The sequence below is a fragment of the Streptomyces sp. TLI_55 genome, assembly GCF_900206255.1.
In the GTDB taxonomy this organism is placed as follows: Bacteria; Actinomycetota; Actinomycetes; order Streptomycetales; family Streptomycetaceae; genus Streptomyces; species Streptomyces aquilus.
This window is the reverse complement of sequence record NZ_OAOJ01000001.1, coordinates 7,994,405-8,017,337: the sequence shown is the minus strand read 5'-3', so window position 1 is coordinate 8,017,337 and position 22,933 is coordinate 7,994,405. Positions and strand designations below refer to the sequence as shown.

Annotated in this window: 21 protein-coding genes; 6 read left to right on the top strand and 15 right to left on the bottom strand. The window is 72.0% G+C overall.

All coding sequences use genetic code 11. From position 1 onward, the window contains the following. Window positions 1–10: 10 nt before the first annotated feature. Window positions 11–1,168 (bottom strand): DUF6777 domain-containing protein, encoded by a 1,158-nt coding sequence (locus CRP56_RS36655; RefSeq protein WP_097274800.1) that lies wholly within the window; start codon window positions 1,166–1,168, stop codon window positions 11–13. A 136-nt stretch (window positions 1,169–1,304) separates the two neighbouring features. Here CRP56_RS36655 and CRP56_RS36650 point away from each other — a divergent pair, with 136 nt between their 5' ends. Then, entirely contained in the window at window positions 1,305–2,726 is a 1,422-nt protein-coding gene (locus CRP56_RS36650) for a lipase maturation factor family protein (RefSeq protein WP_097271459.1), read from the top strand. Between the two features lie 19 nt (window positions 2,727–2,745). On the opposite strand, the gene CRP56_RS36645 is transcribed toward CRP56_RS36650, so the two are convergent. Genes CRP56_RS36645 through CRP56_RS36635 form a run of 3 tightly spaced genes read right to left on the bottom strand, consistent with a single transcriptional unit; the run spans window position 2,746 to window position 5,785 of the window. Then, window positions 2,746–3,687, bottom strand: coding sequence for an aldo/keto reductase (locus tag CRP56_RS36645; RefSeq protein ID WP_097271457.1), 942 nt, complete (start codon window positions 3,685–3,687; stop codon window positions 2,746–2,748). After that, window positions 3,684–4,439: an SDR family NAD(P)-dependent oxidoreductase gene (locus tag CRP56_RS36640; protein ID WP_097271455.1), complete on the bottom strand. Its 756-nt coding sequence runs from the start codon at window positions 4,437–4,439 to the stop codon at window positions 3,684–3,686. Before CRP56_RS36640 ends, CRP56_RS36645 begins: the two co-directional genes overlap by 4 nt. Then, the gene (locus CRP56_RS36635) at window positions 4,436–5,785 is read right to left on the bottom strand and encodes an L-fuconate dehydratase (RefSeq protein WP_097271453.1); all 1,350 of its coding nucleotides are present in this window, start codon (window positions 5,783–5,785) and stop codon (window positions 4,436–4,438) included. The genes CRP56_RS36640 and CRP56_RS36635 overlap by 4 nt, the downstream gene beginning before the upstream one ends. Window positions 5,786–5,954: 169 nt before the next feature. Here CRP56_RS36635 and CRP56_RS36630 point away from each other — a divergent pair, with 169 nt between their 5' ends. Beyond that, window positions 5,955–6,656, top strand: a complete 702-nt coding sequence (locus CRP56_RS36630; RefSeq protein WP_097271450.1) for a FadR/GntR family transcriptional regulator — start codon at window positions 5,955–5,957, stop codon at window positions 6,654–6,656. A gap of 78 nt (window positions 6,657–6,734) precedes the next feature. Here CRP56_RS36630 and CRP56_RS36625 read toward each other — a convergent pair whose 3' ends face one another. Together CRP56_RS36625 and CRP56_RS36620 are read right to left on the bottom strand one after the other, a co-directional pair. Next, window positions 6,735–7,211, bottom strand: a complete 477-nt coding sequence (locus CRP56_RS36625) for a hypothetical protein (protein ID WP_097271448.1) — start codon at window positions 7,209–7,211, stop codon at window positions 6,735–6,737. A 78-nt stretch (window positions 7,212–7,289) separates the two neighbouring features. After that, entirely contained in the window at window positions 7,290–8,459 is a 1,170-nt protein-coding gene (locus CRP56_RS36620; RefSeq protein WP_179851206.1) for a winged helix DNA-binding domain-containing protein, read from the bottom strand. Between the two features lie 122 nt (window positions 8,460–8,581). Between CRP56_RS36620 and CRP56_RS36615 the strand changes: the two genes are divergently transcribed. Beyond that, entirely contained in the window at window positions 8,582–9,925 is a 1,344-nt protein-coding gene (locus CRP56_RS36615) for an amidase (RefSeq protein ID WP_097271446.1), read from the top strand. 23 nt (window positions 9,926–9,948) lie between these two features. Here CRP56_RS36615 and CRP56_RS36610 read toward each other — a convergent pair whose 3' ends face one another. Both CRP56_RS36610 and CRP56_RS46855 read right to left on the bottom strand, forming a co-directional pair. After that, window positions 9,949–10,512, bottom strand: a complete 564-nt coding sequence (locus tag CRP56_RS36610) for an SMI1/KNR4 family protein (protein WP_107484051.1) — start codon at window positions 10,510–10,512, stop codon at window positions 9,949–9,951. Window positions 10,513–10,621: 109 nt separating this feature from the next. Continuing rightward, window positions 10,622–10,795 carry a hypothetical protein gene (locus tag CRP56_RS46855; RefSeq protein WP_101924606.1) on the bottom strand — a complete coding sequence of 58 codons (174 nt, stop codon included), beginning with the start codon at window positions 10,793–10,795 and terminating at the stop codon, window positions 10,622–10,624. Window positions 10,796–11,179: 384 nt separating this feature from the next. Here CRP56_RS46855 and CRP56_RS36605 point away from each other — a divergent pair, with 384 nt between their 5' ends. After that, entirely contained in the window at window positions 11,180–11,995 is an 816-nt protein-coding gene (locus CRP56_RS36605) for an SDR family oxidoreductase (RefSeq protein ID WP_097271444.1), read from the top strand. A gap of 9 nt (window positions 11,996–12,004) precedes the next feature. On the opposite strand, the gene CRP56_RS36600 is transcribed toward CRP56_RS36605, so the two are convergent. The 6 genes from CRP56_RS36600 to CRP56_RS36575 all read right to left on the bottom strand — a co-directional run bounded on the left by CRP56_RS36600 (window position 12,005) and on the right by CRP56_RS36575 (window position 18,609). After that, window positions 12,005–12,235: a hypothetical protein gene (locus CRP56_RS36600; RefSeq protein WP_097271442.1), complete on the bottom strand. Its 231-nt coding sequence runs from the start codon at window positions 12,233–12,235 to the stop codon at window positions 12,005–12,007. A 75-nt stretch (window positions 12,236–12,310) separates the two neighbouring features. After that, window positions 12,311–13,816 (bottom strand): SDR family NAD(P)-dependent oxidoreductase, encoded by a 1,506-nt coding sequence (locus CRP56_RS36595; RefSeq protein ID WP_097271440.1) that lies wholly within the window; start codon window positions 13,814–13,816, stop codon window positions 12,311–12,313. 103 nt (window positions 13,817–13,919) lie between these two features. Beyond that, a complete protein-coding gene (locus CRP56_RS36590; protein WP_097271438.1) occupies window positions 13,920–15,239 on the bottom strand; it encodes a wax ester/triacylglycerol synthase family O-acyltransferase in 1,320 nt (439 codons plus the stop codon). A gap of 148 nt (window positions 15,240–15,387) precedes the next feature. Then, entirely contained in the window at window positions 15,388–16,608 is a 1,221-nt protein-coding gene (glgC, locus tag CRP56_RS36585) for a glucose-1-phosphate adenylyltransferase (RefSeq protein ID WP_097271436.1), read from the bottom strand. 53 nt (window positions 16,609–16,661) lie between these two features. Beyond that, the gene (gene glgA, locus CRP56_RS36580) at window positions 16,662–17,813 is read right to left on the bottom strand and encodes a glycogen synthase (RefSeq protein WP_097271434.1); all 1,152 of its coding nucleotides are present in this window, start codon (window positions 17,811–17,813) and stop codon (window positions 16,662–16,664) included. Window positions 17,814–17,853: 40 nt separating this feature from the next. Further along, the gene (locus tag CRP56_RS36575; protein ID WP_097271432.1) at window positions 17,854–18,609 is read right to left on the bottom strand and encodes a (2Fe-2S)-binding protein; all 756 of its coding nucleotides are present in this window, start codon (window positions 18,607–18,609) and stop codon (window positions 17,854–17,856) included. 210 nt (window positions 18,610–18,819) lie between these two features. Between CRP56_RS36575 and CRP56_RS36570 the strand changes: the two genes are divergently transcribed. Beyond that, window positions 18,820–20,070, top strand: coding sequence for a DMT family transporter (locus tag CRP56_RS36570; RefSeq protein WP_097271430.1), 1,251 nt, complete (start codon window positions 18,820–18,822; stop codon window positions 20,068–20,070). A 22-nt stretch (window positions 20,071–20,092) separates the two neighbouring features. Here CRP56_RS36570 and CRP56_RS36565 read toward each other — a convergent pair whose 3' ends face one another. Further along, window positions 20,093–21,208 carry a transglycosylase family protein gene (locus tag CRP56_RS36565; RefSeq protein ID WP_097271428.1) on the bottom strand — a complete coding sequence of 372 codons (1,116 nt, stop codon included), beginning with the start codon at window positions 21,206–21,208 and terminating at the stop codon, window positions 20,093–20,095. A 224-nt stretch (window positions 21,209–21,432) separates the two neighbouring features. On the opposite strand from CRP56_RS36565, the gene gndA reads away from it, so the two are divergent. Further along, window positions 21,433–22,872, top strand: coding sequence for an NADP-dependent phosphogluconate dehydrogenase (gene gndA / locus CRP56_RS36560; RefSeq protein ID WP_097271426.1), 1,440 nt, complete (start codon window positions 21,433–21,435; stop codon window positions 22,870–22,872). The last annotated feature ends 61 nt before the right edge of the window (window positions 22,873–22,933 follow it).

Here is a 22,933-nt window from a genome sequence, read left to right as displayed (position 1 = left end):
CCTCGGGTGATCAGTCTCCGAACACGTCCGTGGGGCTGTCGAAGATGCTGTCGGTGGCGGCGGGCTCGTCGGGGCTGTCGGGGATGTCGGGGATGAGCCCGCCGCCGTCGGGCAGGTCGGGGGCGTCCGGGACGGTCTCGGGGCCGATGTCCTGCCCGGTGTCCGTGGGCTGCCCGGCCGAGGGCACGTCGGGGACGGTCTGGGTCTGCGGCGCGGTCGTCGGGGGCGGGGCCGTGGCGGTGCCGGTGGGGCAGGCGGAGGCGGGGGCCTGCGTGCCGGGGGTGACGGTGGCGGTCGGGGCGACGCAGTCGGGCGGCGAGTCCTGGCTCACGCTCGGGTCCGCGCTCGCTCTCGAAGCGCTCTCCGACGGACTGGATGCGGCGGGCGTGGTCGCCGTGGAGGCCGGCACCGGGGACAGCGGCTCGGGCCGGGGTACGACGTGGTCATGGCGTACGTCGTGCCCGCAGCGCCGCTCGATCCAGGTGTGGTCGACGACGTCGAGGATCGTGATCTGCGTGACGACCTGCGGTGCGGGGGTCACCACGATCACCCGGTCGGGCCGGTAGCCGGACCAGGACTGCCCCTTGGCTCCGGAGTTCCCGCTCTGCGCCGCCGAGGGGGTCAGCGGGTTGCCGCAGGCGCAGCGCACCCGCGGTACGCCCCGGTTGTCGACGAGGACGGCGGTGCCGGACTGGAGGACGGCCGGGAAGCTGGTGGCCTGTCCGGCCCGGTACCCGTGGTCGGTGACACGGGTGTCCGCGCGCAGCACGACCGAGGTGAGGGAGCGCAGATAGGCGGGGATCGAGGCCTGCGCGACGCCCGCGACCTGCGCGAAGGCGCGCCCCTTGGCCGGGTCGGCGGTCAGGTGCTCGATCTGCCGGTCCACGTCACAGCTGCCGGTACGCGCGGTGCCGCCGTAGAGGCCGGGGGTGGCGCCGGAAATGGCCCGGACGCCCGACTGCTGTGGTTGCTGCGTTCGGGTGACGGGCGTGGTGGTGGCCGTCGCGGTCGCCGTGGACGCGGTGAAGGGGTCGGGCCCCTGGGCCGCGACGGGCTGGAGGAAGAGCTCCCCGCTCGCCTGGGTGTCGTTGCCGCCTGCGCAGCCGGCGACGATCAGCGCCGCCGAGAGCGCGCAGGACGTGACGAAGGTTCCGGTGAAGTCACGCACCGTGGTCTCCTGCCTCACACCGAGTAATTCGTCACCATTGTTTGCTTCACTCGCTTGGGTTACGCAAGCGGAGGTGAGGTACACACAGAGTGACCTAGGCTTCCCGCGCGACAATGGCAGGGAGGAGCACCTGGCCGTGGACTGGTTCACCGCATCCGACTACTGGCTGAGTCGGCTGGTCTTCCAGCGGGCTCTGGCCGGCGTGTATCTCGTCGCGTTCCTCACCGCGGCCCTCCAGTTCCGGGCGCTGCTCGGCTCACGCGGCATGCTGCCGATCCCCCGCCACGTCGAGCGGATGCCCTTCAAGGCGGCCCCGAGCCTGTTCCATCTCCACTACTCCGACCGCTTCTTCGCCGCCAGCGCGTGGACGGGCTGCGCGGTGTCGGCGGCACTGCTCGCCGGCTTGGACTCCCGACTCCCGTTGTGGGCGGGCATGTTGCTGTGGCTGCTGCCCTGGCTGCTGTACCTGTCGATCGTCAACGTCGGCCAGACCTGGTACGCGTTCGGCTGGGAGTCGCTGCTGCTCGAAGTCGGCTTCCTGGCCGTCTTCCTGGGCAACGACGACGTGGCGCCGCCGATCGTGGTGCTGTTCCTGCTGCGCTGGATCCTGTTCCGGGTGGAGTTCGGGGCGGGGCTGATCAAGATGCGCGGGGACGCGTGCTGGCGGAAGCTGACGTGCCTGGACCACCATCACGAGACCCAGCCGATGCCGGGCCCGCTGAGCTGGTTCTTCCACCATCTCCCGCGCCCGCTGCACCGGGTCGAGGTGGCCGCGAACCACGTCACCCAACTCGTCGTCCCCGTCCTCCTGTTCACCCCGCAGCCGCTGGCCACGGCCGCCGCCGCGCTGATGATCGTCACCCAGCTGTGGCTGGTCCTGTCGGGCAACTTCTCCTGGCTGAACTGGATCACCATCGTGCTGGCCCTGTCCGCGGTGGAGTTCCCGTACGACGCCCCGTCGACGCCCGACGCGCCGCTCTGGTACGAGATCGTCGTCCTCGCCGTCGCCGCTCTGCTCGTCTACCTCAGCTACCACCCGGTGACGAACATGGTCTCCCGCCGCCAGATCATGAACCGCTCCTTCGACCCGCTCCATCTGGTCAACACCTACGGCGCGTTCGGCAGCGTCAGCCGCATCCGCTACGAGGTGGTGGTCGAGGGCACGGCCGACGACGTGCCGCGGGAGGACTCGGACTGGCGGGAGTACGAGTTCAAGGGCAAGCCCGGCGACCCACGGCACTGGCCGCGCCAGTTCGCCCCGTATCACCTGCGGCTGGACTGGCTGATGTGGTTCGCGGCGCTGTCGCCCGGCTACGCGGGGTCCTGGTTCGGCACCTTCGTGGAGCGGCTGCTGGAGAACGACCGCGACACCCTGAAGCTGCTGCGCCGCTCCCCGTTCCCGCCCGACGCCCCGCCCCGCTATGTGCGCGCCCGCCTCTTCCGCTACCGGTACACGAGTTGGCGTGAGCTGCGGGAGACGGGCGCGTGCTGGGAGCGAACGTATGTGCGGGAGTATCTGCCGCCGACCCGGCTGGCGGGGATGGCTCAGCGGTCGTAGAGGCCTTTCGGGGCGATGCTCAGGACGGTTCCGCCAGCAGTCCCGTCTCCCGCAGCTCCTGCCAGCAGGCCTCCGGTACCGGGGTCGCGAACTGGTCGGCGCCGTCGTGGACTTCGGCCGCCGAGCGGGCGCCGATCAGCACGCTCGTGACGGCGGGGTGGGCGGCGCAGAAGGCCAGGGCGGCGGCGCGCAGGGTGATGCCGTGCCGCTCGGCGACCTCCTTCATGCGCAGGGCGCGGTTCAGCACCTCCGCGGGCACCTGGGCGTAGTTGTACGTCGCCCCGGGCTTCGGGTCCGCCAGCAGACCGGAGTTGAAGGCGCCGCCGACGACGACGGCGGTGCCCTTCGCGAGCGCGGCGGGGAGCAACTCGGTGGCCGCGCTCTGGTCGAGCAGGGTGTAGCGGCCGGCGCACAGCACCACGTCGACGTCCGTGTCCCGGACGAAGCGGGTGAGCATCTCGGCCTGGTTCATGCCGGCGCCGATCGCGCCGACGACGCCCTCGGCGCGGAGCTTCTCCAAGGCCGGGTAGCCCTCGCGGAAGGCCTGCTCGGCGTGGTCGTCGGGGTCGTGCAGATAGACGAGGTCGACACGGTCGAGGCCGAGGCGTTCGAGGCTGGCTTCGAGCGTGCGTCGGATGCCGTCCTCGGTGAAGTCCCAGACGCGGCGGTGGGTGGCGGGGACGGCGAAGCCGTCCGCCAGGTCGTCGCCGCCGTCGGCCGACGGCTCCAGGCGGCGGCCCACCTTGGTCGAGATCAGGTACGCGTCGCGCGGGTGCTCGCGCAGGGCCGCGCCGAGGCGGCGTTCGGACAGGCCGAGGCCGTAGTGCGGCGCGGTGTCGTAGTAGCGGATGCCGCGGTCCCAGGCCGCGGTCACGGCGGCGTGCGCCTGCTCCTCGGGGACCTCGGAGAAGAGGTTGCCCAGGCCGGCGCCTCCGAAGCCGAGGCCGCGCGGGGTCCTCACTGGCCCACCGGGCGCAGTCGCAGGCCCTGCACGCCGCCGTCGACGGCGAGCGAGGTGCCGGTGGTGGCGCCGGAGAGGGGGCTCGCCAAGTAGGCGATGGCTCCCGCGACCTCCTCGGGGGAGACGAGACGGCCGGTGGGCTGGCGGGCCTCCAGGGCGGCGCGTTCGGCGGCGGGGTCCGCGGCCTTGTCGAGGAGGCGGCCGATCCACGGGGTGTCCGCCGTGCCGGGGTTGACGCAGTTGACGCGGATGCCCTCGCGGACGTGGTCGGCGGCCATGGCGAGGGTCAGTGAGTACACCGCGCCCTTGCTCGCGCTGTAGAGGGCCCGTTGGGGGAGGCCCGCGGTGACGGCGATGGAGCCGGTGTTGACGATCGCCGCGTGGGACGACCGGCGCAGGTGCGGGAGGGCGGCGCGGGAGACGCGGACCATGCCGACGACATTGACGTCCAGGACGCGGTGCCATTCGGCGTCGTCGTTGTCCTCGACGGTGCCCACGGCGCCGATCCCCGCGTTGTTGACCACGACGTCGAGGCCGCCGAGCTCGGCGACGGCGGCGGCGACCGCCTCACGGACGGAGGCGTCGTCGCTGACGTCGGCCCGGAATCCGAGCAGGGGCTTGGTCACGGACGACGGGTCGAGGTCGAGGACGGCGACCTGGGCGCCGCGCGCGGCCAGGAGCTCCGCCGTGGCCCGGCCGATGCCGGAGGCGCCGCCGGTCACCAGGGCCTTGAGACCCTCGAAGTCGGTCATGCCGCGTGTCCCTTCTTGTTCGATTCGTCGGCGAGATCTTCTGCCCAGAAGGCGCCGTCGGGGAACGTGTAGCGCGCGATCGACTCGGGCCGCATGGCGGCCGAGAAGCCCGGCGCGGTGGGTGCCGTGTAGTGACCTTCCCTGATCACCACCGGGTCGAGGAAGTGGTCGTGCAGATGATCGACGTACTCGATGACACGGTCCTCGGTGGTCCCGGTGACCGCGACGTAGTCGAACATCGACAGGTGCTGGACGAGTTCGCACAGGCCCACGCCGCCCGCGTGCGGGCACACCGGCACGCCGAACTTGGCGGCGAGCAGCAGGATGGCGAGGTTCTCGTGGACGCCGCCGACGCGGGCCGCGTCGATCTGGACGACGTCGACGGCGCCGGCCTGGAGGAGCTGCTTGAAGACGACCCGGTTCTGGACGTGCTCGCCGGTGGCGACCTTGACCGGGGTGACGGCCTTGCGGATCGCCGCGTGGCCGAGGACGTCGTCGGGGCTGGTGGGCTCCTCGATCCAGTACGGGTCGAACGCGGCGAGGGCCTTGGTCCAGCGGACGGCCTCGTCGACGTCCCAGCGCTGGTTGGCGTCGATCGCGATGCGGATGCCGGGGCCGACGACGGCGCGGGCGACCCGGCAGCGCCGCAGGTCGTCGTCGAGGTCGGCGCCGACCTTCAGCTTGATCTGCCGGAAGCCGTCGGCGACGGCCTCGGCGGCGAGGCGGGTGAGCTTGGCGTCGTCGTAGCCGAGCCAGCCCGGCGAGGTGGTGTAGGCGGGGTAGCCGCGTTCCAGCAGCTTGCCGATACGTTCCGCCGCGCCCGCCCTGCCGCGGCGCAGGATCTGGAGCGCCTCCTGCGGGGTGAGCGCGTCCGTTAGGTACCGGAAGTCGATCTGGCGGACCAGCCACTCCGGTTCGGCGTCGGCGAGCAGCCGCCACAGGGGTTTGCCCGCGCGCTTGGCGGCGAGGTCCCACACGGCGTTGACGACCGCGCCGATCGCCATGTGCATCACGCCCTTCTCGGGGCCGAGCCAGCGCAGTTGGCTGTCGCCGATCAGGTCGCGGTTCAGGGTCTGGGGGTCGGCGCACAGCTCCTCGACGGACCGTCCGACCACGTGGTGCCGCAGGGCCTGGATGGCGGCCACCTGGACCTCGTTGCCCCGCCCGATGGTGAAAGTGAAGCCGTGCCCCTCGTGCCCGTCGCCGGCGTCGGTGCGCAGGACGACGTAGGCGGCCGAGTAGTCGGGGTCCGGGTTCATCGCGTCGGAGCCGTCGAGCTCGCGCGAGGTCGGGAAGCGGATGTCGTAGGTGTCGACGGCGGTGACGCGGCCGGGGGTCGGTGGCACTGAGGGCTCAGCTCCTCGTCGGGCGTGATCGAGCAGTTGCCCGCATATTTATCAGACCACTTCACCTTCAGAACACCCTTCGCCCCCGAATTTTGCCGTGTTCGGGCGCTATTGGTCGGACCACTCCGGTGGTTAGACTTCCGCGCACGGCGAGTGGAGGAGTGAGGGCGTGGAGGAGACCCCGCAGAAGGGCACGGTGACCCAGCGGGCGATCGAGCAGATCAAGGCGATGATCGCCCAGGGCAGCCTGGAGCCGGGGCAGCGGCTGCCCACGGAACGGGATCTGGCCGTGCAGCTGGGGATCTCGCGCAGCTCGATGCGGGAGGCGATCCGCGCGCTGACGGTGCTGGGCGTGCTGGAGGCCCGGCACGGTTCGGGCATCTACGTCACACAGCTGGAGGCGGGCGACCTGCTGGAGACGTTCGGTGTGGTGGCCGATCTGTCCCGGGGGCCGCGGCTGGTGGAGCTGCTGGAGGTGCGGCGCATCCTGGAATCGACGGCGACGGCCCTGGCGGCGGCCCGGATCACCCCGGACCAACTGGCCGCGGTGGAGAAGCACCTCACGGCGATGAACGCCACCGACGACCCCGAGGAGATCCTCGCCCACGACCTCGCCTTCCATCGCGAGATCACCCTGGCCGCCGGCAACGAGACGATGGCCGCGATCCTGGAGGGCCTGTCCTCCCGCACCTTCCGGGCCCGGGTCTGGCGCGCCTACCAGCAGGAGGGCGCCTTCGAGCGCACCCGCCGGGAACACGCCGCCATCCATCGCGCCCTGGTCGCCCACGACCCCGAGGCGGCACGCGCCGCGGCGGCGGCGCATGTGGGCGAGGTGGAGCAGTGGCTGCGGTCGCAGATCAGTGAGGTCTAGGGCTCCCTTGGTTCAGTCGCCGATGAGGTCTGGGACTGCCCTGGCTCAGTCGCCGATGAGGTCTGGGACCGCCCCCGCTCAGTCGCCGGAGAAGCCGAATATCCCCAGGTGGCTCGGCTCCGCACCGGTGTGCAGGACGACGTACAGGCCGGTCCACCGCATCCGGCACTCGTCGAGGAGCGTTCCGCCGGGCCCATGCCCGTCCGCGAGGGACGCGTGGGCCCGGGTCACCGTCTCGTGGAACTGGTCGGGGGTGGGGTGCTCGGTGCCGAAGTGGTGTCTGACGCGGTCGGGCGCGAGCGGGCGCAGAGTTCCGTGGTCCTGGGCGTCGTGGTCGGACGGGGCGGCGGTCGAGTGCACGACCCGGCCGATGTCCAGGATCGTGTGCGTCCCCTCCTCGCCCATGAACTCGTCGTCCTCCCAGAGCTCCGCAAGGCTCCCGTACGTGTCGTCGTCGCCGTACTCCTCCTCGAAGACCTGCGCGTGCAGCGCCTTCAGTGACTCCTCGACGGTCCCCTCGAACGGCGTGACGTACTCCCAACCGCTGGCACCCATGTGTGCCCCCCTCCCGATGCGACATCCGCAAGATCGATGCCACTTTAGGGACAGCCACTGACAACGCGGCGGGGGCCGTCAGCCAGGGAGCACCCGGGTCTGTCCTGCGGGCAGTTTGGTCCACCAGTGGGCGTACCGGCTGTAGACCGACCGGTCCCTGTCCGCCAGGAACGCGAGCAGGGTGTGCGCCTCCTCGGCCAAGGCGTCCCATGCCGCGTCCGGGAGGTCGTGGAAGGCCGTCGCCTCGATGCCGTCCGCCACGGGGCGCCAGACGCCGGCCACATACCCGTCGATGAGCAGCGTCGGCAGGACGTCGCCGTTGACGCGGGTCACCAGCTTGCGGTACTCGGGCGGGATCACCCGGCTGCGGTCGTCGTACGCCAGCAGGACGCTGTCCCACATGGGGAGGAGGCGGGGCGGGGCGGGTGTGTCGGCGGGTGGGCGCGGGCCGGCGTGGACGTCGTACAGCGTTCTGCCCTCGGGTCCGGCGATCACCTCCAGCGTCTCCCCGAGCTCCTTCAACACCGCCCGGACGCGCGCCCGTTGGACCATGGCGAACTGGGCGATGTCCGCCACCGACGCCGGTCCGAAGCCGTGCAGGTAGCGCAGGACGAGGACGCGCAGCGCCGCTCGCGCCGCTTCCGCCGCTTCCGGCTCGCTGCTGAAACGGCCTTCGGGTGCGGCGACGTACGACGGGGAGTACTCGAAGGACCAGGGGCCGCCGGTCGGTACGTGCACCAGTGGCGCGTACGACCGCAGTCCCCACCACGCCCCGTCCTTCTTCTCCGTCCCCACCCGCTCCGCCAGCCAGCCCGCCAGCTCGCCGTTCGAGCGGGGCCGGGCGGCGAACTCCAGCAGCCCCGGCTCCAGTTCGGCGGCGTCCGCCGGGGTGAGTCCCGCGGCGGCGAAGCGGTAGCCGAGGCGGGAGGCGTACAGCGTCGGCTGCATCGCCTCCCGGACCGTGCGGTAGTCGTCGCAGTGGACCGTGTGCAGGGTGATGCGGAGCAGGGTCGCCTTGACGAGCGTGCGGTCGGTGAAGGCGGCGTCCAGTTCGGCCGGGTCGAAGCCGTCGAGCCGGTTCCACAGCGCGAGATACGGTGACGCCGGCTGCTGCGTCTGGAGGGCGAGGAGCCGGCGGACGGCATCGCCGACTCCCAGCGGCTCCCGGCGCAGCAGCAGCTGACGGGCGAGGGTGGCCCGGTTGAGTTCCCGCGCGGTGATCGTGGAGGTGCTCGAGGTGCTCGTCACCCCCCGGATTCTGCCCTCCGCCGGCGCGGGGTGACGAGCTGTCCGAGAGCGCCCCCCTCTCGACTCGGCGACCGAGCCGGGGCACAGTTCTCCCTACATACTGGCCAGTAGGAGGAGAGACCGTGACCAGTTGGACCGGCCGGACCGCCACCGAGATCGCCGCCGCCGTGCAGGAGAAGCGGGTCACGCCCCGCGAGGTGGTGGCCGAGCATCTCGCCAGGATCGAGCGGCTCGACGGCCGGATCGGCGCCTTCCGGACGGTACGGGCCGAGGCGGCGCTCGCCGAGGCCGACGAGGTGGGCTCCCGTGCCGACCTGGCTGAACTGCCCCTCGCCGGGGTGCCGGTGGCCGTCAAGGACAACCTCGCGGTGCGCGGCGAGTCCAAGCGCGTCGGCTCGGCGGCCACGCCGGACACGCCGTCGGCGGAGGACCATGTGACGGTCGCCCGGCTGCGGGCCGCGGGCGCGGTGGTCGTGGGCCTGACGAACGTGCCCGAGCTGTGCATCTTCGGTACGACCGAGGGCGTCCACGGCACCGCCCGCAACCCGTGGGACACCTCGCGCACGGCGGGCGGCTCCTCCGGCGGCAGCGCGGCCGCGGTCGCCGCGGGCCTGGTCCCGATCGCCCTCGGCAACGACGGCATGGGCTCGCTGCGCATCCCGGCGGCCAACTGCGGCCTCGTCACCATCAAGCCGGGTCACGGCGTGGTCCCGGCGGGCGTCAGCGACGGCGACTGGTTCGGCATGTCCGAGAACGGCCCGCTGGCGACGACGGTCGAGGACGCGCGGCTGATGCTGGGCGTCCTGGCGGACGCGGAGTTCGTACGGCCGCCCGAGTCCGGCATGCGCAAGGTCGCACTCTCGCTGCGCAGCCCGATCGCCGGCATCGCGATCACCGCGCCCTACAAGACGGCCGCCCGGGACGCCGCCGAGGTGCTCATGAAGGCCGGCCACCAGGTGCGCCGTGCCGACCCGTCGTACCCGATGTCGCTGAGCTTCACCTCGCTCGCCCACTGGACGGCGGGCACGGCGCAGGACGCCCAGGGCCTCGACCCCTCCCTGCTGACCCGGCGCACCCGGGTGCACGCGGCGGTGGGCCGCCGTTTCGTGAAGGGCGTCGGCACCGGCGAGGCCCGCGCGGAACTCCGCCGCCGCCTGGAGCCGTTCTTCGAGGAGTACGACATCCTGCTCACCCCGGCGCTGGCCCGCCGCTCCCCCGCGTCGGCGCCCTGGCACGAGCGCGGCTGGCTCCGCAACATCCTCGCCAACACCAACTACTCGCCCATGACCCCGCCGTGGAACCTCACGGGCTGGCCCGCGATGGCGGTCCCGTTCGGCTCCTTGCCGTCCGGCGCCCCCACCGCCGTACAACTGGTCGGCCGCCCCGGCACGGAGGCGGTACTGCTGGAGACGGCGCACCACCTGGAGAAGCTGCACCCGTGGCAACGGACGGCACCGCTGGACTAGGTCCGGCGCCGGCCCGAGGCCGGTCAGCTCCAGCCAGGCGGCAGCAGATCCCAGGAGCTGCGGCCGAGCCACGCTGCGAAGCCGATCGGCGGTATGCCCCGGAGCCGGTCGAGGGAGAGCGGCACGATCAGGCCGCAGGTGGCCCGCCCGTCCCACCACAGGGTGCCGGCGAGCGGGCCGGTCAGGGCCAGAAGGGTGGCGAAGCCGCAGCCGTGCTCCCGGGCGACGATCGCACCGGCCGTCTTGCGGTCCTCGAACGGCTCGCACTCGTCGTCCCAGGCCCGCCAGGCGGCCGCGTAGGCGTCCTGATCGGCGAAGTCCTCGGCGCGCGGCTCACGGTCGGCCAGTGCGTCGTCCTCGGCAGCGTAGGAGTCGGGGTGCGGGAAGGGCAGGGCGAGCAGCTCGCGCGCGGGGGCCCCGTTGTTCTCCCACCACCATCCGCGCTCCGTCCGCGCCAGCCGGGAGACGGCCCCGCCCGCACTCACAGTCAGCAGGTACGCGCGGTACTCGGCCGGAAAGGCGACGCCCAGTTCCTGTTCGGCGTCGGCCACCTCGGCCTCGGTCAGCGGCGGTGGTATCGGCGCCATCTACGGCGCCTGCGTCCGCGGCCGGTGACCGGCCGCGGTTCCTCTGATCGGCATGGGCGTGAGTGTCGCACGCCCATGCCGTCGGCGATCGCGAAGGGGACTGACCGGGTCAGTCCACGCTGGGCAGGATGTGGGGCTCGGCCAGGTCGTCTTCGTAGCCCGCGAGGCGGATGGGGGCGGAGCGCGCCCACACGTCGAGGCTGCCGAGCTGGCCGGGCCTGCGGCCGGCGCGCTCCGGACGTTCCTTGGGGCGTTGCTCGCGATTCGTCTTCTCCGGTGTCACCGCGCACTCCTTATGTGTCGGGTCACCCTCGGGGCGTACCAGCCAGGATGCGGCCTGGCGCCGGACGCCCGCTCGGGTCTGAGTCAAATCAGTTCGGACGCGGTGGCGCCGGTAACTCTGGTGAGTACAGGCCGTGGTGACCGGCTTGCCCCAGGACGGACCGTGGGTGTGGGTGGGACCCCGTACTGCTGTCCGTCCGCTACAGATTAACCAAATGAGCGGAGCACTGCTCGATGGGGCTGAAAACAAGGGGTAACCATTACAAGTCCCCCGTGTTGATTGGCCTGTTTGTGCCAGCATTCGCCCCGGTATGCCCCACCGGCAAGCTCACCCGTTCGGCCTACATCCCTGTCGGCTGACGGTCCGTCATGAGACGGTACGCCGATGACGCAGTCGTCGTACGGACTGGGCGGGCTGGACGGGAAGGCCGCCGTCGTCACCGGTGGGACGCGTGGGATCGGGCGCGAGGTCGCCCGGCAGCTGGCCGACGCCGGGGCGCTGGTGTGTGTGACCGCGCGGGACGCGGCGGACGTCCGGCGGACCGCCGCCGAGCTGGGCGGCGTCGGGGTGGCGGGCAGCGTGGCCGACCCCGCTCATCTGTCGGAGGTGACCGAGCTCGCCCTGCGGGCGTTCGGGCGGATCGACGTCGTCGTCAACAACGCGGCGACCAACCAGCCGTACGGCCCGCTGATGGACGCCGACCCGGACGCCTGGCGGACGGCGTTCACCGTCAACGTCGAGGCGCCGCTGCGGCTCGTGCAGTACGCGTGGCGGGCGTGGATGCGGGAGCACGGAGGCTCGGTGATCAACGTCTGCACGGAGGGCGCCACCCACGTCGGGCCGCACATCGGCGCCTACGGCACCAGCAAGGCGGCCCTCCTCCATCTCACCCGGCAGCTCGCCGGGGAGCTGGCCCCGCGCGTCCGCGTCAATTCCGTCTCGCCCGGTCTCGTCCGCACCGAGATGGCCCGTTTCGTATGGGAGCCGGGTGAGGCGGAGGTCGCCGCGGGGCTGCCGCTCGGGCGGATCGGGGAGCCGGCGGACGTGGCGCGGGCCGTCGTATGGCTGGCCTCCGACGCTGCCGAGTGGATCACCGGGGCGGATCTGCTGGTGGACGGCGGCACACGGGTGCGGGCGGCGCACCCGGGCGGGTACGCCGTCCACGACCGGCTGCGGTCGTACCCGCCGCCGCAGCCCTGAACAGGCTCTTTACGGGAAGAGCGCGATCCCCATGAGGACGATCAGCACGACGAACGCGACGAGCGCGATCGTGCCCCAGGTCCAGGGGTGTTTGTAAGGATCGTGGGCGCCACCGCGGGGCCGGTCCTCGGGGAGGACGTGATGCGCCGGGCGGTCGCTCGCGTAGAACTGCTCGTCGGTGGGGTAGTGGTTGCGCGGGTCACCGAGAGCGCGTGGATCGATGTTGTGCGGACTGGCCATGACTCACTCCTGGCGCGGTAGTCACCAGGGTCCGGGTTCCCTTCGGGCGCCGCGTGACACGTCACGGCCGACGCGTCACCACTTCCCGGGCGCGTAGTCCTTGAGGAAGACGCCGTACAGGTCCTCGCCCTGTTCGCCGCGCACGATCGGATCGTAGACCCGCGCCGCGCCGTCCACCAGGTCGAGCGGGGCGTGGAAGCCCTCCTCGGCGAGGCGCAGCTTGTCGAAGTGAGGGCGTTCGTCGGTGATCCAGCCGGTGTCGACGGACGTCATGAGGATGCCGTCGGTCTGGAACATCTCCTGACCGCTGGTCCGCGTGACCATGTTCATGGCAGCCTTGGCGGCGTTGGTGTTGGGGTGGCCCGCACCCTTGTAGCCGCGGCCGAAGACGCCCTCCATCGCGGAGACGTTCACGACGTAGGCCCGGCCGCTCGCCGCCTTCTTCGCGGCCTCGGCCATGCTCGGGCGGAGCTTGCTGATCAGGATGAACGGCGCCGTGTAGTTGCACAGCTGGGTCTCCAGCAGCTCCACCGGGGAGATCTGCTCGATGGTCTGCACCCAGGTGTTGGTGTCGACGACGTCGGGGACGAGGCCGCCCGCGTCGATGGCGGTGCCGTCGAGGTGCCTGGCGACGCTGGCGTTGCCCGCGACGAGCGCGAGGTCGGCGACCTGCTGGGCGTCGATGCCGGAGATCCCGGCGGGCAGCGAGGCGAGGCCGTCGACGGCGCCGGAGCCGAAGGCGCCGATGACGTGGTGGGCGGGCAGCTCGCCGGCGGGCAGCGGGGCGCTCTCGCCCTCGACCAGGGCGGCGTAGGCCGAGGGCAGGCGCCGTACGGTCTGGGTCGCGTTGTTGACCAGGATGTCGAGCGGGCCGGCCTCGGCGACCTGGTCGGCCAGGGCGACGGCCTGGGCCGGGTCGCGCAGGTCGATGCCGACGACCTCCAGGCGGTGCATCCAGTCGCCGGAGTCGTCCATGGCCTTGAAGCGGCGGATGGCGTCCTTGGGGAAGCGCGTGGTGATGGTGGTGTGGGCGCCGTCGCGCAGCAGCCGGAGCGCGATGTACATGCCGATCTTGGCGCGGCCGCCGGTGAGCAGGGCGCGCTTGCCGGTGAGGTCGGCGCGGACGTCGCGCTTGGCGCGGTTCAGCGCGGCGCAGTCCGGACAGAGCTGGTGGTAGAAGTAGTCGACTTCCACGTACCGGGTCTTGCAGGTGTAGCAGGAGCGGGGGCGCTGGAGTATCCCCGCGATCTTGCCCGCCTCGGTGACGGACGACGGCAGGATGCCCTCGGTCTCGTCGTCGATGCGCTGCGCGGAGCCGGTCGCGGTGGACTCGGTGACCGCCTTGTCGTGGGCGGTCTTGGCGGCCCGGCGCTCCTGGCGGCGGCGCTGCTTGACGGTGCGGTAGACGCCGGCGGTGGCCCGGCGCACGGCGATCGCGTCGGGGTGGTCGACCTCCAGCTTGTCGAGCTCATCGAGCACGCTGAGGCAGACGGCCAGCCGCTCGGGGTCGATCCCGGGGCCGTACACGACCTCGTCCACGGCCTCGTCCGTGATCGCCGAGCCGTCCTCTGTCACCGTCATCGCGCTGCCGTTCCCTGCTGCCCCGTGCGGCGCTCCGACCGCGTCCGCTTTCGAACGGGGAATTCTACGGAGCGCCGGGCCGGTCCTCCAAAATTCGGGAGGGTCAAGCCTCACAGGCCGTGATGAGCGTCTCCACCTCCTCGGTGAGGGCCCTGGCCAGGACGTCCAGGTCCGGCACCGCTTCCGCGTCGGCGACCAGGCCGTAGTGGACATGGCCGCGGTACGTCGAGACGGCGATCGCCAGGGACTGGCCGCGGGCCAGCGGGGCGAACGGGAAGACCTGGGTGACCGGGTGGCCGCCGAGCTTCAGGCCGAGGCTGGGCAGCGGCACGCTGGTGACGAGGATGTCGAACCAGAGCCGGGCGGCCTGGCTGACCAGGGGCCCGCCGAGCCGGTGGCCGAGCGCGGGGACGTGGTCGGCGAGCAGCGCGACGGCACCGGCGCCCCGGTTGGGCCCGGCGTCCTTCTTGCGGTCCATGGCCATGCGGACCGTGTCCAGGCGGGCGAGCGGGTCGGGGTCGTCGACCGGGAGTCTCACCAGGTAGCCGGAGAGCCGGTTGCCCTGCGGGTGGGCGGTGCGCGGGCGGCGCTTGGAGACGGGGATGAGCGCGCGGGGCGCGACGCCGTCGCTGCCGTCGCCGCGCTCGTCGAGCCAGCGCCGCAGCGCGCCCGCGACGACGGCGATGAGGACGTCGTTGACGGTGCCGCCCCGGATCTTGCGGACGCGGTGCACATCGTCGAGGTCGATGACCACCCCGGCGGTGCGGCGGGTGCCGCTGGGCTCGGCGGTGAGGGCCGCCGAGGAGCGCACGCCGACGGTGGAGAGCGCGACGGACGCGCCGATGTCGAGGGCCCGGCCGACGTCGGAGACGGCGCCGCGGACCAGCCCGGGCAGCTTGCGCACATCCGGGAACAAGCCCTTCGACGGCTCCTCGGGGCGCGGCGTGCGGGCCGGCAGGTCCATCGGGTCCAGGATCGCCGCGGCCAGCGTCAGGGCGCGCAGCCCGTCGGCCAGGGCGTGGTGGAACTTGAAGAGCACGGCGAAGGAGGCGCCGTCCTCCCCCGGCAGGACATGCGCCTCCCACGGCGGCCGGCCGCGTTCCAGCGGGCGTTCCATGAGCCGGCCGGCGTCGGCGTGGAAGTCGGCGGTGGGCGCGTGCAGCCGGACGTGGTCCAGGGGGTCGAAGTCGGGGGCGGGCTCGCGCGTCGCCCCTCCGAAGGCCAGCGGCTGCCAGACGTCCCGGATGCGCATCCGCAGGCCGGGCACCGCGGCGGCCCGGGCCGCGAGCAGGTCGGCCGCGTGGGCGCCCGCGGTGGGCGAGTGCGCCGCGAAGACGCCGAGGGCACCCAGGTGCATGGGGTGCTCGGCGGACTCGATGTTCCAGAACGCCAGGTCGAGAGGGGCGAGCAGATCTGAAGTCAATGGCTTGCCTCGCGTCGACGACGGGTGAGCAAGCAGTCAACCGCCCCCGGGCGATTACGGTCAAGTACGATCACGCTACGCACAGTTAACAGCAGATTAAGTCCGGCCCTCCGTGCCCCAGGGTTCACTGGCGCACCGGAGGCCGAGTTCAGGACACCTGCTGGCCCTTCCCGAGTGCGATCACCCCGCCCTTGGAGACGGTGTAGAGCTCGGCGTCGCGCTCCGGGTTCACCCCGATCGTGGCACCCGGTGGCACCTCCACGTTCTTGTCGAGGACCGCGCCCCGCACCACCGCGCCCCGCCCGATCTTGACGTTGTCGTGCAGCACCGACCCCTGCACGACCGCCCCCGGGTCCACCACCACCCCGGGCGACAGCACCGACCGGGTGACCTGCCCCCGGATGAGGCAGCCCGCGCTGATGATGGACTCGCTGGCGATGCCGCCGGCGTTGAAGCGGGCCGGGGACAGCTGGCCCGAGTGGGTGTAGATGGGCCACTGCCGGTTGTAGAGGTTGAAGGCGGGGCGCTCGGCGATGAGGTCCATGTGGGCGTCGTAGTACGCGTCCAGGGTGCCGACGTCCCGCCAGTAGCCGCGGTCGCGGTTGGTCTCGCCGGGGACGTGGTTGGCGCTGAAGTCGTACAGCTGGGCCTCGCCGCGCTCGGTGAGCTGGGGCAGGATCGAGCCGCCCATGTCGTGCAGCGAGTGCTCGTCCTCGGCGTCCCGCTGGAGGGCCTCTATCAGGGCCTTGGTGGTGAAGATGTAGTTGCCCATGGAGGCGAACACGCACTCCGGGTCGTCGGCGAGACCGGGCGGGTCGGCGGGCTTCTCCAGGAAGCGGTCCACCGTGAGCCCGTCCGAGCCGGGGGTGATCACCCCGAACTGCGAGGACTCCGAGCGCGGGACGCGGATCCCGGCCACCGTCACGCCCGCGCCGCCCTCGATGTGCTGGGCGAGCATCTGGCGCGGGTCCATGCGGTACACGTGGTCGGCGCCGAACACCGCCACGTACTCGGGCCGTTCGTCGTAGACGAGGTTGAGGGACTGCAGGATCGCGTCCGCGCTGCCCAGGTACCAGCGGGGGCCGAGCCGCTGCTGGGCCGGGACGGGGGTGACGTAGTTGCCGAGCAGGCTGGACATCCGCCAGGTCGTGGTGATGTGCCGGTCGAGCGAGTGCGACTTGTACTGCGTCAGCACGCAGATGCGCAGGATGTCTCCGTTGACGAGGTTGGACAGGACGAAGTCCACCAGGCGATACGTTCCGCCGAAGGTGACCGCGGGTTTCGCGCGGTCACCGGTCAGGGGCATCAGGCGCTTGCCCTCTCCGCCCGCCAGTACGATCCCGAGCACCGAAGGTCCACCACGACGCATGGTCGCTCCCCTCACCCTGGTTGTGACCCATGCCTGCCCCTGCCCGGGGCGCACTACGCCTGTTTGAGGATCTCCTCGTAGAGCCGCACCGTCCGCCGGGCGACCGCGTCCCAGCCGAACTCCCCCACCGCGCGCTCGCGTCCGGCCTCGCCCATCCGCCGGGCGCCCTCCGGATCGCCGAGGACCGCGTCCAGCGCACGGGCGAGGGCGGGCTCGAAGTCGTCGTCCACCGGGACGAGCAGCCCGGTCTTGCCGTCGTCGACGACCTCCGGGATGCCGCCGACCCGCGAGGCCACCACGGGGGTTCCGCACGCCATGGCTTCGAGGTTGACGATGCCGAGGGGTTCGTACACCGAGGGGCAGACGAACACCGCCGCGTGCGTGAGGAGCTGGATCACGTCCGGGCGGGGCAGCATCTGCGGGATCCAGTGCACGCCCTCGCGGACCCGGCTCAACTCCTCGTACAGCTCCCGGAATTCACGGTCGATCTCCGGGGTGTCCGGCGCTCCCGCGCACAGTACGACCTGTGCGGCGGGGTCGATGTCGCGTACCGCGCGCAGCAGATGGGGCACGCCCTTCTGGCGGGTGATGCGGCCGACGAACAGCACGAAGGGCCGGTCGGGGTCGAGGCCGATGCGGGTGAGGGCATCGGTGCCGTGGTCGGGGCGGTAGAGGGTGGTGTCGATGCCGTTGTGCACGATGTGCACCCGGGCGGGGTCGAGGGCCGGGTAGCAGGCGAGGATGTCCTCGCGCATGGCGCCGGAGACCGCGATCACCGCGTCGGCGGACTCGATCGCGGTGCGCTCGGCCCAGCTCGACAGGGCGTATCCGCCGCCGAGTTGCTCGGCCTTCCAGGGGCGCAGCGGCTCCACGGAGTGGGCGGTCATCACGTGCGGGATGCCGTACAGGAGCTTGCCGAGGTGACCGGCGAGGTTGGCGTACCAGGTGTGGGAGTGGACGAGTTCGCGGCCCTCCAGGCCCGCGGTCATCGCGAGGTCCACGGAGAAGGTGCGCAGCGCGTCGTTCGCGGTGTCGAGCACGGACCAGGGGCGGTGGCGCACCACGCCCACTCCGCGGCCCTCGCCCCAGCAGTGCACCTCGACGTCGGCCAGGGCGGCCAACTCCCGGGCGAGGAACTCGACATGGACGCCCGCGCCGCCGTACACGTCCGGCGGGTACTCCCGGGTCAGCAGGCCCACTCGCACCCGGAACCCCCTGTTCTCAGCGGCTGGTTGCCCTTCATGGTCACCCAGATGCGGCGCCTGGGGAAGAGCGCGGGGGTCGTGTGAAGCAACAGTCGCCGCAGACGCCCCCGCCGGGGACGCGGTAGTAGAGGCAGCAGCTGCGGCGCCGGAAGGCGGTGCCGGTCAGGGTGCCGGTGCCGGCGAGGAGGGGGTGGGCGAGGAGTTCCGTGGTGAGGGCGCGGCTGCGGGCGGCCACCTCGGGGCGGCCGTTCGCTCGGGCCCAGCCCGACAGCTGGCGGGCGGCTCCGGCGAGCGCGGAGGCGGCGTTGCCGCGCAGCAGGCCGGGGGCGAGGTGGTGGCGCGCCCGCAGCGCCGCCGCCAGCGGCTCCAGGTGCCCTTCCAGGACGACCGCCGCGAGGGTTCCCGCGTCGCCGGCCAGCGCGTGCACCTCGGTGAGCCACAGGTCGTCGGGGGCGCTGCCGTCGGCGTCCCAGCGCAGCAGCCGGGCGTCGAGGTCGGGGACGTGGCCGTAGAGCACGGCGCAGCCGAGGGCCGCGGACCACAGGCGGGCGGCGAGGCCCTGCTGGGCGATCGAGGCGGCGATCCGCACCTCCGGAGCCTGAAGGGAAGCGGCCACCTTACGGATACGAAAAGTCACGGATTCTCCGTAAACGTCCGACTTTTCGAAGTCGTATACCTCTGCGAGGGTCGGCAGCGTTGAACGCGACGGCGCACCCGTGCGTAGTAGGAAGAAGCCGCCGAGCGGGCGGAGCGCGGCGAGATCGGCGTCGAGGTCCACGAGGAGCAGTAGTACCAAGGCCCTTAGGGGACGGCATCAGGGGGGCCTGGGGCAGTGTCACCCACCCTGGGGAGGACTGACCCTCCGTAGTACTCCATCGGCAGTAGGACCCATTGCGTGCTCAGGTACGACGACGGGAATGGCATTCCACGGCATCGTGTTGCACATGGAAGCCGACCGTTCGCCGCGCCGGGGTCACCAGCCCCGCTTCACGCAGAGGAGCTGCTGATGAGCGCCCTCGCGTTGTCCGTCGTCCTGTCGCTCGTCTCTGCCGTCGCCTACGCGGGCGGGGCGATCGTCCAGGAGCAGGTCGCGGTGTCCTCCCCCGAGCAGCAGTTCGCGCCGCTGCGCCGGCCCAGCTGGTGGGCGGCGGTCGCGCTGAACGGCCTCGGCGGACTGCTGCACGTGGTGGCGCTGGCGTTCGGCCCCCTCAGCCTGGTCCAGCCGCTCGGCGCCCTCACCATCGTCTTCGCCCTGCCCATGGCCGCGCTGTTCGTCGGCCGCAAGGCCGGGGCGACCGCCTGGCGCGGCGCGATCATGGCGACCGTCGGTCTCGCCGGTCTGCTGTCCCTGGTCGGCGCGTCCGACGCGCAGTCCCTGGACACCGCCCAGCGGGTGGCCGTCGCCACGGTCACCGGCATCGCGGTCGTCGCCCTGATGATCGCGGGCCGGGCGGCCCACCGGCACCCGGCGGTGCGCAGCATCCTGCTCGCCACCGCGTCGGGTATCGCGTTCGGCATGTCCTCGGTGTTCACCAAGACGGTCGCGGTCGACTGGACCGGCGGCGTCTCGGTGGCCGACGTGCCCTCCCTCGCCGTGATCGCCGTCCTGGCCACGGCCGGCATGCTGCTCTCCCAGGCCTCCTACCGGGGCGCCGGGCTCGCGGCCCCGCTGGCCACGCTGACCGTCGTGAACCCGGTGGTCGCGGCCGTCGTCGGCATCACGATGTTCGGCGAGACCTTCCGCTACGGCACCACGGGCACCGCGCTCGCCCTGAGCTGCGGTGTGGTGGCGGCGGGCGGCCTGATCCTCCTCACCTCGGAGCGGATCGCCCGCACGGAGTCCGTGCCGGAGGAGCCGGTGCGGGTGCCGGCCCAGTCCGGGGACCCGGAGCCGGTCACGGACCCGCAGGCGGACGAGCTGCGGGTGCCCGCCTCGCCCGCGGAGCTGCTCACGACCCTGCCCGGTCAGCCCGGTCAGACCCGCGAAGAGGTCCTGGCGGCGGCTGCCGACGCGGCGGTACGGGAGGACGTCCTCGCCGCGACGGCCGAGGCGGCCTTGGAGGACATCCTCGTACCGGCACCGCAGCCGGCCCTGGAGGACGTCCTCGTCCCGGCGCCGCAGCCGGACGAGACCGATGCCCTGGACACCGCCCCGGACACCGAGGAGCGCCCGATCTTCTACGTCGGCCCGCTCTACGGCGCCTCCTACATCCCGATGCCAGTCCTCGACCGACACCGTACGAGGGTCAAATCCTGAGGGGCGGGTCCTGATCCCGGGATCAGACCCTGACCCCTCCGGCCCGGAGATAGGCGACCGGGTCGACATCGGTACCGAAGCCGGGCCCCGTCCGCACCTCGAAGTGCAGATGCGGGCCCGTGCTGTTGCCTGTGGACCCCGAGCGCCCGATGCGCTGTCCGGCGCTCACGCTCTGCCCGGTCTTCACCGAGATCGCGGAGAGATGGGCGTACTGGGTGTAGCGGCCGTCGGAGTGCCGGATCACCACCTGGTACCCGAACGACCCGGCCCACCCGGAGGCCACCACCCGCCCCGCGGCGACCGCCTTCACGGACGTGCCCGTGGGGACGGCGAAGTCGACGCCGGTGTGATAGCCCTTCGACCAGGCGGAACCTGCCTTGTGGTACGGGGTGCCGGTGGAGGCGTCGACCGGGGCGACCAGGCGGTGGCCGGTTTCCTCGGTGTCCTTCGCCTTCTTCTTCTCGGTGGCCGGCCTGGTGGACGTCTGGGTCGTGACCGTGGCCGCCTTGCCGCGCAGGCTGAGCCGCTGCCCCGGCAGGATGAGGTCCGGATCGGCGCCGATGGTCTTCCGGTTGGCGGCGTACAGACCGCGCCAGCCGCCCTTGACGTCCTCCCGGCCGGCGATGCCGGACAGGGTGTCGCCGTGGACCACGGTGTACATCTCGGCGGAACCGGCCCTGGACTGCGGCGTGGTCTGCGGCTGCACGTCAGGGACGGCGGCCTTGGTGCCCCCGGCCGGATGGATGTCGGGGGTGTCCCCGCCCCGGGTGAGCCCGGCCCGCACCGAACACACCGGCCAGGCGCCCGGCCCCTGCCCGTCCAGCACCTTCTCCGCCACGGCGATCTGCTGGTCCTTGGTGGCGAGATCGGCGCGCGGGGCGTACCGGGTGCCGCCGAAGGCCTCCCAGGTGGACTGGGTGAACTGCAGCCCGCCGTAGTAGCCGTTGCCGGTGTTGATGCTCCAGTTGTTGCTCGACTCGCAGGCGGCGACCTTGTTCCAGATGTCCACGTCGGCCGCCTGGGCGGTGCCGGCACCGATGAGCGGGATCGCCATTCCGGCGCCGCCCGCCGTGACGGTGAGCGAGGCGCGGTTGATCCTGTTCGGCTGATACCGGCGGTGCCGGCCGCGTACGGCCATGGAGCTCCCCCTACGACGTACGTCAGGAGGGCCAAAAGTAAGCGCCCCGAACAGGCCATGACAAGACAGCAATCAGCCGCCTGTTCCGGCCGCCCGCGCCGGCGGAATGTTCCGGCTGAACACGACGAGGCCCCCGAGCCGTATCTGCGTAGGCTGCTAACCAGCACGAGCGGCAGCACCGATAACGACCTACGCGATCCACTGGATCTTTGGGAGCAGACGGTATGAGCACTACAGCGCAGATCGGCGTCACGGGCCTCGCGGTCATGGGCAGCAACCTCGCCCGCAACTTCGCCCGCAACGGCTATACGGTCGCGGTGCACAACCGGACGGCGTCCCGTACGCACGCCCTCGTCGAGGAGCACGGGAGCGAGGGCGACTTCATCGCCGCCGAGACCGCGAAGGAGTTCGTCGCCGCCCTGGAGCGGCCGCGCCGGCTGGTCATCATGGTCAAGGCCGGTGACCCGACCGACGCGGTGATCCAGGAGTTCGCCCCGCTCCTGGAGCCCGGCGACATGATCATCGACGGTGGCAACGCGCACTTCGCCGACACCCGGCGCCGCGAGCGCGAACTCCGCGACAAGGGCATCCACTTCGTCGGCACCGGCATCTCCGGCGGCGAGGAGGGCGCGCTCAACGGGCCCAGCATCATGCCCGGCGGCTCCAAGGAGTCGTACGACTCCCTTGGTCCGATGCTCGAGAAGATCTCCGCGAAGGCGAAGGACGGCGCGCCGTGCGTCACGCACGTCGGCGCGGACGGCGCCGGGCACTTCGTGAAGATGGTGCACAACGGCATCGAGTACGCCGACATGCAGCTCATCGGTGAGGCGTACCAGCTGCTGCGCGATGTCGCCGGCTACTCGCCCGCGCAGATCGCGGAGATCTTCCGGACCTGGAACACCGGCCGCCTCGACTCGTATCTGATCGAGATCACCGCCGAGGTGCTGTCCCATGTGGACGCGGCCACCGGCAAGCCGTTCGTGGACGTGGTGGTGGACCAGGCCGAGCAGAAGGGCACCGGTCGCTGGACCGTGCAGATCGCCCTCGACCTCGGGGTCCCGGTGTCCGGCATCGCCGAGGCCGTCTTCGCCCGGTCGCTGTCCGGCCACGCGGCGCTGCGCGAGGCGTCCCGCGGCCTCGCCGGGCCCTCGGCCACGCCGCTGAGCGAGGCGGAGGCGGGCGCGTTCGCCGACCGGGTCGAGCAGGCGCTGTACGCCTCGAAGATCGTGTCGTACACGCAGGGCTTCCACGAGATCGCGGCGGCGCGCGAGGAGTACGACTGGGACATCGACCTCGGTGCCGTCTCCGCGATCTGGCGCGGCGGCTGCATCATCCGGGCCGCGTTCCTGGACCGCATCCGCGCCGCGTACGACGCCCGGGCCGATCTGCCGAGCCTGCTGTCCGACGAGACGTTCGCCCGGGAGATCGCCGACGCGCAGGACGACTGGCGCGAGGTGATCGTGGCGGCGACGCGGCAGGGAGTGCCGACGCCGGGCTTCTCGGCGGCGCTCGCGTACTACGACGCGCTGCGTGCGGAGCGGTTGCCTGCGGCGCTTACGCAGGGGCAGCGGGACTTCTTCGGGGCGCACACGTATCGGAGGGTGGACCGGGACGGGTCGTTCCACACGTTGTGGGGTGGGGACCGGTCGGAGGTCGGCGCCTGAGGGGTGGGGCGGTTTCGGCGGTACGGCGGATGCGGCTGAGTGGGGGTTGATCGCGCAGTTC

Bases quoted from the DNA above. Each gene is read 5' to 3' on its own strand.
- CRP56_RS36605 (WP_097271444.1), top strand. From the start codon at position 11,180: ATGACGCAGTCGTCGTACGGACTGGGCGGGCTGGACGGGAAGGCCGCC.
- CRP56_RS36610 (WP_107484051.1), bottom strand. From the start codon at position 10,512: ATGGCGCCGATACCACCGCCGCTGACCGAGGCCGAGGTGGCCGACGCC.
- CRP56_RS36570 (WP_097271430.1), top strand. From the start codon at position 18,820: ATGAGCGCCCTCGCGTTGTCCGTCGTCCTGTCGCTCGTCTCTGCCGTC.
- glgC (WP_097271436.1), bottom strand. From the start codon at position 16,608: ATGCGTCGTGGTGGACCTTCGGTGCTCGGGATCGTACTGGCGGGCGGA.
- gndA (WP_097271426.1), top strand. From the start codon at position 21,433: ATGAGCACTACAGCGCAGATCGGCGTCACGGGCCTCGCGGTCATGGGC.
- CRP56_RS36640 (WP_097271455.1), bottom strand. From the start codon at position 4,439: ATGACCGACTTCGAGGGTCTCAAGGCCCTGGTGACCGGCGGCGCCTCC.
- CRP56_RS36565 (WP_097271428.1), bottom strand. From the start codon at position 21,208: ATGGCCGTACGCGGCCGGCACCGCCGGTATCAGCCGAACAGGATCAAC.
- CRP56_RS36595 (WP_097271440.1), bottom strand. From the start codon at position 13,816: ATGACGGTGACAGAGGACGGCTCGGCGATCACGGACGAGGCCGTGGAC.
- CRP56_RS36600 (WP_097271442.1), bottom strand. From the start codon at position 12,235: ATGGCCAGTCCGCACAACATCGATCCACGCGCTCTCGGTGACCCGCGC.
- CRP56_RS36625 (WP_097271448.1), bottom strand. From the start codon at position 7,211: ATGGGTGCCAGCGGTTGGGAGTACGTCACGCCGTTCGAGGGGACCGTC.